We start from the raw sequence: 6,957 nt of genomic DNA, 5'->3' as shown, positions 1-6,957 counted from the left end.
GCCAGGCTTCTAAACCCAAACCCCGAAGTACACTGTGCTTCGGGGTTTTTTATGGCCCGCAGCAGCGGCGTTACACAGGCGCTGACCTACGCTCACACCCGGGTGAAGCAAAAACCGAACCCCGACGCACTCACGTGCGCCGGGGTTTTCCTGTCGATTGCGGGGGACGGCGCTCAGGCGTTCCGCGCTGTTTGTTGACGGGAACGCCGCCGGCCTCCCAGTAGAACCAGTCCGGTAGCGAGCAGGGCGAGAACCCCGGGTTCGGGTACTGCGCGTGAGGATCCGCTGATGCGCAGCGTAAAGCTGCTCTGGTTGCTGGCGTCGAAGGTGACCGGGTCAATGAAGTAGGTCACGTTGAATTTCGCCAGGTCCTCGATTTCGCCAGCGCCCGCGAGGCAGGGCCCGGAGGGGACCTCGGTGCACACCGGAATGTCTCCTGCCTGTCGGCGCAATTCCGCCTCGACGTCCGCAATGCTGTCGTACTGTACGCCCTCGTTGCCGGAAGCGAGTGTTACGACATTGCCGTCCGCGTCCAGGCCCCGGTTCATGATCCATTTGCCCGTGGCACTGTCGTAGTGGGCCATCAATATGGCATCGGTCAAGGGGTTGCCGTCGTCATCGTAGAAATAGCCATCCGGGGCCATTGAGTACGACAGCCAGTCGCCGAAAAGGGCTTCATAGCCATACTGGTCACCAAACAGTCCGGTGCTTTGGAACAGGTCTTCACCCATAAGGCTGACACCGAAGCCGCTGCGCTCGCCACTGAAATAGCCCCTGAGGCGCCCGCGTTCTTCGTCTTCACCGAAAAGCCCCTGGGAAAACAGGGCGCTGAATTCGCTGTTTTTGGGGCTGCTGCCGAAGTCAACGAAGCTCAACCCATCGCCGGCGGTCGAGGCGATGAAGTCACTGCCGATACCAAAGCCCAGACTGATGTTGAATCCGTCCAGCGCGCTGCCGGTGTTGTTTCCATACTTGGAGAACACCTTGTAGAGTCCATCATTGCCATCTGCCAGTGTGCCGTCGCTCAGGTTGAACACCAGGTCAATAGGCTCGAAGCCGGTACGGTCAAGTTTGAAGCGCTTGCCGCTCTGGAAGGGCCCATTACAGGTGGAGTCGCCAGCGGCCATGATGCAGTTGTCCACCGGTGACGTTGAGTCTTCGGTGGGTGCGTCGCTCACGACTTTCAGGCCGGGTGCTGCACCTTCATCGAGGTCGTACTTGATATAGCCGCTGCTGGTCGCGCCACTGCTGGTTGGCGAGGTATCGTAAATCGTACTGAAGTAGTTTCCATCAGCGTCGGGCCCTGAACCGGCGACATTGCCGAGGTCCCAGCTGTCTATTGCGGCACCAAATGCGGCGCTTGAGGTGATTCCTGCAATCGCCACTGCGAGCGATGACTGCAGAAAGTGGTGCATCATTTTCATAGTCGTTCTCCTGAACGTTGTCTGTGCAGTTGTGCTGCTGTGGCGCCAAAAGAACCTGTGCTGCGCCAACGGCGAAGGCACAGCAGGGTTCGTGCCATTACATTAGAAATAACTAAATATTAAATAGTTATAAAGCGTTTGCCGGGCGTGTGGGTGTGCCCAACGTGGGACGTCGGCCCTTTTGTGTAAAAAAACCTGACGCAGCCTGTGTGCCCGGCAGAAGTCACTTCCCGACAGTGGCCATGCGCAGGAATGCGCAGAAAATCCGTGTAATCATGGGCTCGACCCCGGCGATAATGATTATCGCTTTCCTTGTTGCGGAGCCAGACGCCACCATGTCATTACCTCGATACCTGCTACTGCTTTTCCTGTTCGGTGCTACGACGGCGGGGGCCAGTGAAATCGTCGTGAAGGTCCGTAATCTGCCTGAGACGGGGACCCTGGTCCTGCAGGTGTACGATGATCCCAATGCTTTCGGTGTGTTCCGTCGCCCCGCGCGGGAGCAGCGGTATGAGATACGCGTCGGGCAGGAATACCGCATTACCGATGCGCCGTCGGGCGCCATTGCGGTGCTGGTTTACCTTGATGAAAACAACAACCGGGCGCTGGATCGGAACTTTATTGGCATTCCCCGCGAGCCAGTTGGCCTGTCGAACAATTATCAGCCCAAAGGGCCGCCGAGTTTTCAGCGAGCCGCGTTCACCGCGCAGCCGGATAGCAGGATTGACCTGGACATCGCCCTCTTTGCAGTGCTGGGTGAGACCGGGCAGTGGGGCGTGGGTCTGGGCGCGATTGGCCGCAGCAGCCCCTATGTCGGCTCCGATACCAACGTTATTCAGCCAATTCCTGCGATAACCTATTTCGGCGAGCGCCTGCAGTGGGTTGGGCCCAACCTGCGCTTCGGCGTGTGGGGCGGCGATGACCTGCGGCTGGCGCTGACAGGGTCCTACCGTGTGGGCGCTTACGAGGAGAGTGACAGCGCTGCGCTCAAAGGGCTGGGCGATCGCGAGAGCACCCTGATGGGGGGCCTCGCACTGGTTTACGAAGGCGCCCGAGGCTTCACCCTGGATCTGGGTTACGAGCACGATCTGCTCGACCAGATCGGAGGTGGGTCCGTTGTGGCGCGCCTGTCGCGCGGCTTCCAGTTCGGAAATTTGCGTCTCACACCGGGTATAGGCGCAAACTGGATCAGCGGGGGGTTGGCCAATCACGATTTCGGTGTGCCGGCTGCTGCGGCCACGGCAAGTCGGCCGGCCTATCACCTCAGCGACACCTTCACCGCTGAAGTGGGGCTGGGCGTGTTCTATGAATTCACAGAAAACTGGCGCGCGGTGTTCAATGTAGCGCTGGAACAACTCGGTAGCGACATCACAGACAGCCCGATTGTCGATACCGATCAGGTGATCAAGGGCTTCGCCGCTATCACCTACACCTTCTGATTCCCTAGAACAGCGTGGCGACCTGATAGACCAGGAAGGCCGCCACGTAGGCCAGCACGAAGTACGCGCCAAACATTTTCAATGCCAGAGTGCCGGAGCGCGCCTCTTTCGACAGGATAGCCATTGTCGACACGCATTGCAGGGCAATGGCGAAAAACACCAGCAGGGCCAGGCCCGAAGCGACGGTGAGATCACTGTTCTGGATCTGCTCGACCAGAGGCACCATGTTTTCCTCGGCGCCCTCGATACCGAAAATGGTGCCCAGTGTGCCTACGAACACCTCGCGGGCCAGAAAAGAGGTCAGGATGGCTACGCCGTAGCGCCAGTCGAGACCCAGGGGCGCAAACAGCGGCTCTATCAAACGGCCCAGATGGCCCAGCCAGGATTGACCGAGGTCGGTGCCAAAGTTGGGGAAGTAACCCAGTACCCAGATCACGAGTGTCACCGTGAAGATGATTTTTCCGGCCTTCACCACGAAGTGCTTCGCGCGGTTGAAGGCGTTGCGCAGCAGCGGCTTGACCCCCGGCAAGCGGTAAGGGGGCAGCTCGAGGACGAAGGGCAGGTCGTCGAACTGGTCTTTTCGTGCGCGGGATACCACGCCGGTGATGATCAGCGCCGTCAGCATGCCGAAAAAATAGATACCGAACATGGCCAGTCCCTGCCACCCCACCAGCCCGCCGAGGAGCGTGTCACCCGGTATGAAGGCGGCGATCAGCAGGGCGTAGACGGGAAGGCGAGCCGAGCAGGGCATCAGCGGTATGGCCATGTAGGTGAGCAGGCGCTTACGCGGGGAGTCCACCGCCCGGGCTGCATAGATACCCGGAATGGCGCAGGCGACGCCGGACAGCATGGGTACAAAGCTCTTGCCGGTCAGTCCGAAATAGCGCAGCGGCTTGTGGCAGATCAGCGTGGCCCGCGCCATGTAGCCGGAATCCTCCAGCAGGCCGATCACAAACGTCAGGACAAAAATCTGCGGCACGAACACGAGAAATGCCCCGATGCCGCTGAACAGCGCGTCGGCGGTAAAATCCTGCAGCACCTGACTGCCGATCAGCGGCACGATCCCGTCGGCAATCCACGCCAGTGAAGCCTCAATGGCATCCATGGCCGGTGTCGACCAGGTGAAGATCGACTGGAACAGCAGGTACATGATCCCGAAGAAGGCAAAACCGCCGGTCAGGGAGTGCAGGAAGAAAGCATCCAGTCGATTCTGCGTGCGTACCAGCACATCGCCGCGCGGTCCGAGGCGTTGCGCCAGTTGGTGAGCGGTGCCCCGGAGGATCTCGTCCGGTGTACCGGTGAGGTGTGGCCGCTGCCGCGGCCTGTCTGCCGTGCGCGTTGCCCTGATGTGCTCGGAGATCTCCGCCAGCCCCTTGCCGGAACGCGCCGAGATAGGCAGCACCCGGGTGTGAATCGCAGCCTCCAGCGCCGGCAGGTCAATACTCAGATTGTTCGCTTCCAGTACGTCGATCATGTTGGCCAGCACGGTGACCGGCTTGTCATGCAATTCGCACTCACGGATAACCTGCAGGGTGAAAAACAGGCTTTTTTCCAGTCGCGTGGCATCGATCAGGCACAGTACATGCTCGACGTCGGCATCAGCGAGGGCCTTTTCGAACTGCGCCACCGCCACCTTTTCCTCTGCGGAAATCGCTTTCAGGGAGTAGGTACCGGGAAAGTCGACCAGATACACATCATCCATACCCTGCAACTTGCCACTGGCGACATCGACGGTTATGCCGGGGAAGTTTGCAACCTTCTGCGACAACCCGGTGAGGCGGTTGAACAGCATGCTCTTGCCCGAGTTGGGGCTGCCAATCAGCAGGACCTTGGTCACGGCCCGGTGCTCTCTACAAGAATGTGATCCGCAATCTCGTCATCCAGCGAATAAATGGTGTTGTTGACGCGGTAGACCTTGGGAGCACCGAAGCCCGGGGATTGCAGGCAGGACACCCTTTCGCCGGGGTAGAAGCCAAACTCCATAAGGCGTACCTTGTAGGCCTCTGCCAGCAGGTCGTCGTAGCCGGCGATAGCACAGTGTTCCCCGCGGCGCAGTGACCACAGCGTTTTCGGCGCCCCCGGGGGCTGCGTTTTCTTCATTGGCGGTGTCACCCGAGTATGATGGGGAGTGGTTGGCAAAACGTCAGTGCGCGCACCATAACGCGAATGATTCCCATTTGGAAGGCTTTTTCTCAGCGACGTGCCGGGTATTATGTAGGGGCCGCGCTATTATACTCCGCGTGTTGGCGAACCGGTGCCGGAATTTCTCTGCGGGCCGGGAGCGTTGCCACGTGTTTACTGTCATCCTGGTGCACTTGTGAGGAGTTCAAAAATGTCCGACGTGTCAGAGCAGGAACTGCGGGAAAACTTTGATCACTTTGACCGCAATGGCGACGGTAAGATTGAGCTGAAGGAGTTTGCGGCCTTGCTGGAAGGGCTGGATGCCCTCGAACCCGGGGAAGACCCACAGGTCGGGTTCCAGGCCATCGACAGCGATGGCAGCGGCGTCGTTGAGTTTGATGAGTTTGTCGCCTGGTTCCAGGACCGCTAGGCGCGCCACCCACAGCGCAGCAAGCTCCGGCAACTCGCCGCGTGAACCGCTACACCCGAGGTGCGACACTGCATGGCAGAACAGGACACACTGCAGATCAGCGCAACGCTGGCCGTACCGCTGGCCGAGGTTGAACTGCATGCGATTCGGGCACAGGGTGCCGGGGGGCAGAACGTGAACAAGGTCTCCACCGCCATACACCTGCGCTTCAATGCTGTGGCGTCTTCCCTCCCCGAAGACTGTATCGCCGCGTTGCTTGCCTGCCGCGACAGCCGAATTTCGGAGGAAGGGATTGTTACCATCAAGGCGCAGCGTTTCCGCAGTCAGGCGAAAAATCGCGAGGACGCCCTGGCGCGCCTTGCCGAGTTGATCGCCGAATGCTGCCGTCCGCGCAAAGCGCGCAGGCCGACGAGGCCCACCCTCGCATCCAGACGCAGGCGTCTGGACAAGAAGCAGCAGCGCGGCACCCTCAAGGCCCAGCGCCGCCCCGTCAGGCGGGGAGACGAATAATACCTTTCCTGCGTCGACCGCGTATGTGGGCAGTTTCAACCAACCGCCGCGACCGTCACCGGTTACCGTCATTGTATCGGGCGTTGGCTGCCTCGTTGCTGATGGCGGGGATGGCCGTGATGGCCGCCGAGCCCAGCGCCACGCCGGCCACGGAAGCCTCCCGTTTCCAGCGTCTGGTAGAGCAACTGGCGGCTGACGAGGCCGGTCGGCAGCAGTTTGCGGATATCGCGCTGATGGAGCTGGCCGAGGTGCTGCTCGCGGAGGCGGCACTGGCGCGGCGCCAGGCCGCAGAAGGGGAAGCCGGCGCTCGCAGCCCGCTTGGCTGGGCGGTCGCGGTGGAACAGTACGCGGGCGAGGTGCTGCGCCTGCAGCGTGCGGTGCAGGCAAACACGCCGGTCCAGCTGCGGATGCCGCCGCTGGCGGACCCGGCGATACAGGTGGGCGCTGCCAGCGTTATGCTCAGTCACCCGCGCCGAGACCAGCAGGGGGTACTGGAGGCGCGTATTGCCTCGGCGTTCTGTGCAAACAATGACTGTGCCCGCGTGTTGGCGCCCACGACGGCGCCGCAGGCCGCCAAACAGGAACCGATACCCATCACGGCAGAGACGCCGGAGCCTACATGGAGTTTCACGCGCGATGGCAACGTCTGTGCACAGCGCGGATTGCGCGTGGAATTCCCGCCGCCCGCGGAGCGCGCGGGCAGTCGGCTGATGGATGAGCGTGCGCTGTGTCAGCAGCTCTTCGCCGAACTGGGCAACCTGGCGCTGGAACTGCGCTGGCAGATGCGCCAGGGCGTGACGCTGGAGTGGTCCGCGATGGTGAGCACGTCGCTGCCGCAGCGCACCGATCACGCACTACTGCTCAACAGTGCCGGTGATACCCTGCTCATTGCGCTGCCGCTGCTGCACGGTACCCCCGGCCTATTGTACGTGTTGTTGCCCTGGCTCGCCGCCGAGGTGGGCAGTGGGCCCCCGGCAGACATCACCCTTGACGCGGTCAAGCTGGGCTGGACAGCGCCCGCTTCGCGTTGACC

General features: G+C 61.3%; 7 protein-coding genes. 4 read left to right on the top strand and 3 right to left on the bottom strand.

Annotated features, from left to right (window positions below):
- Nucleotides 1-173: 173 nt before the first annotated feature.
- Complete coding sequence (locus AACZ17_RS12080; RefSeq protein WP_290746617.1) at nt 174-1,424, bottom strand: choice-of-anchor F family protein; 1,251 nt, start codon at nt 1,422-1,424, stop codon at nt 174-176.
- A gap of 335 nt (nt 1,425-1,759) precedes the next feature.
- Here AACZ17_RS12080 and AACZ17_RS12075 point away from each other — a divergent pair, with 335 nt between their 5' ends.
- Nucleotides 1,760-2,863, top strand: a complete 1,104-nt coding sequence (locus AACZ17_RS12075; protein ID WP_290746614.1) for a MipA/OmpV family protein — start codon at nt 1,760-1,762, stop codon at nt 2,861-2,863.
- A gap of 4 nt (nt 2,864-2,867) precedes the next feature.
- Here the strand turns inward: AACZ17_RS12075 and AACZ17_RS12070 are convergent, their stop codons facing one another.
- Together AACZ17_RS12070 and AACZ17_RS12065 are read right to left on the bottom strand one after the other, a co-directional pair.
- Entirely contained in the window at nt 2,868-4,700 is a 1,833-nt protein-coding gene (locus tag AACZ17_RS12070) for a ferrous iron transporter B (protein WP_290746611.1), read from the bottom strand.
- Complete coding sequence (locus AACZ17_RS12065) at nt 4,697-4,963, bottom strand: FeoA family protein (protein WP_290746607.1); 267 nt, start codon at nt 4,961-4,963, stop codon at nt 4,697-4,699. Before AACZ17_RS12065 ends, AACZ17_RS12070 begins: the two co-directional genes overlap by 4 nt.
- A 154-nt stretch (nt 4,964-5,117) precedes the next feature.
- On the opposite strand from AACZ17_RS12065, the gene AACZ17_RS12060 reads away from it, so the two are divergent.
- The 3 genes from AACZ17_RS12060 (at nt 5,118) to AACZ17_RS12050 (ending at nt 6,955) form a co-directional block, all read left to right on the top strand.
- On the top strand, nt 5,118-5,414 hold the full coding sequence (locus tag AACZ17_RS12060) for an EF-hand domain-containing protein (RefSeq protein ID WP_339638311.1): 297 nt from the start codon (nt 5,118-5,120) through the stop codon (nt 5,412-5,414).
- A 72-nt stretch (nt 5,415-5,486) separates the two neighbouring features.
- Complete coding sequence (gene arfB, locus AACZ17_RS12055) at nt 5,487-5,924, top strand: alternative ribosome rescue aminoacyl-tRNA hydrolase ArfB (RefSeq protein ID WP_290746603.1); 438 nt, start codon at nt 5,487-5,489, stop codon at nt 5,922-5,924.
- Nucleotides 5,925-5,947: 23 nt separating this feature from the next.
- Nucleotides 5,948-6,955, top strand: a complete 1,008-nt coding sequence (locus AACZ17_RS12050; protein ID WP_290746601.1) for a hypothetical protein — start codon at nt 5,948-5,950, stop codon at nt 6,953-6,955.
- The last annotated feature ends 2 nt before the right edge of the window (nt 6,956-6,957 follow it).

Source organism: uncultured Haliea sp., from assembly GCF_963973825.1.
Taxonomy (GTDB): Bacteria; Pseudomonadota; Gammaproteobacteria; order Pseudomonadales; family Halieaceae; genus Haliea.
The sequence above is the reverse complement of the archived record's forward strand: the minus strand, read 5'-3'. Positions and strand labels throughout refer to the sequence as shown.

Excerpts from the sequence above, each read along its gene's own strand:
- AACZ17_RS12080 (WP_290746617.1), bottom strand. The coding sequence starts at position 1,424 with ATGAAAATGATGCACCACTTTCTGCAGTCATCGCTCGCAGTGGCGATT.
- AACZ17_RS12075 (WP_290746614.1), top strand. The coding sequence starts at position 1,760 with ATGTCATTACCTCGATACCTGCTACTGCTTTTCCTGTTCGGTGCTACG.
- AACZ17_RS12065 (WP_290746607.1), bottom strand. The coding sequence starts at position 4,963 with ATGAAGAAAACGCAGCCCCCGGGGGCGCCGAAAACGCTGTGGTCACTG.
- arfB (WP_290746603.1), top strand. The coding sequence starts at position 5,487 with ATGGCAGAACAGGACACACTGCAGATCAGCGCAACGCTGGCCGTACCG.
- AACZ17_RS12050 (WP_290746601.1), top strand. The coding sequence starts at position 5,948 with ATGTGGGCAGTTTCAACCAACCGCCGCGACCGTCACCGGTTACCGTCA.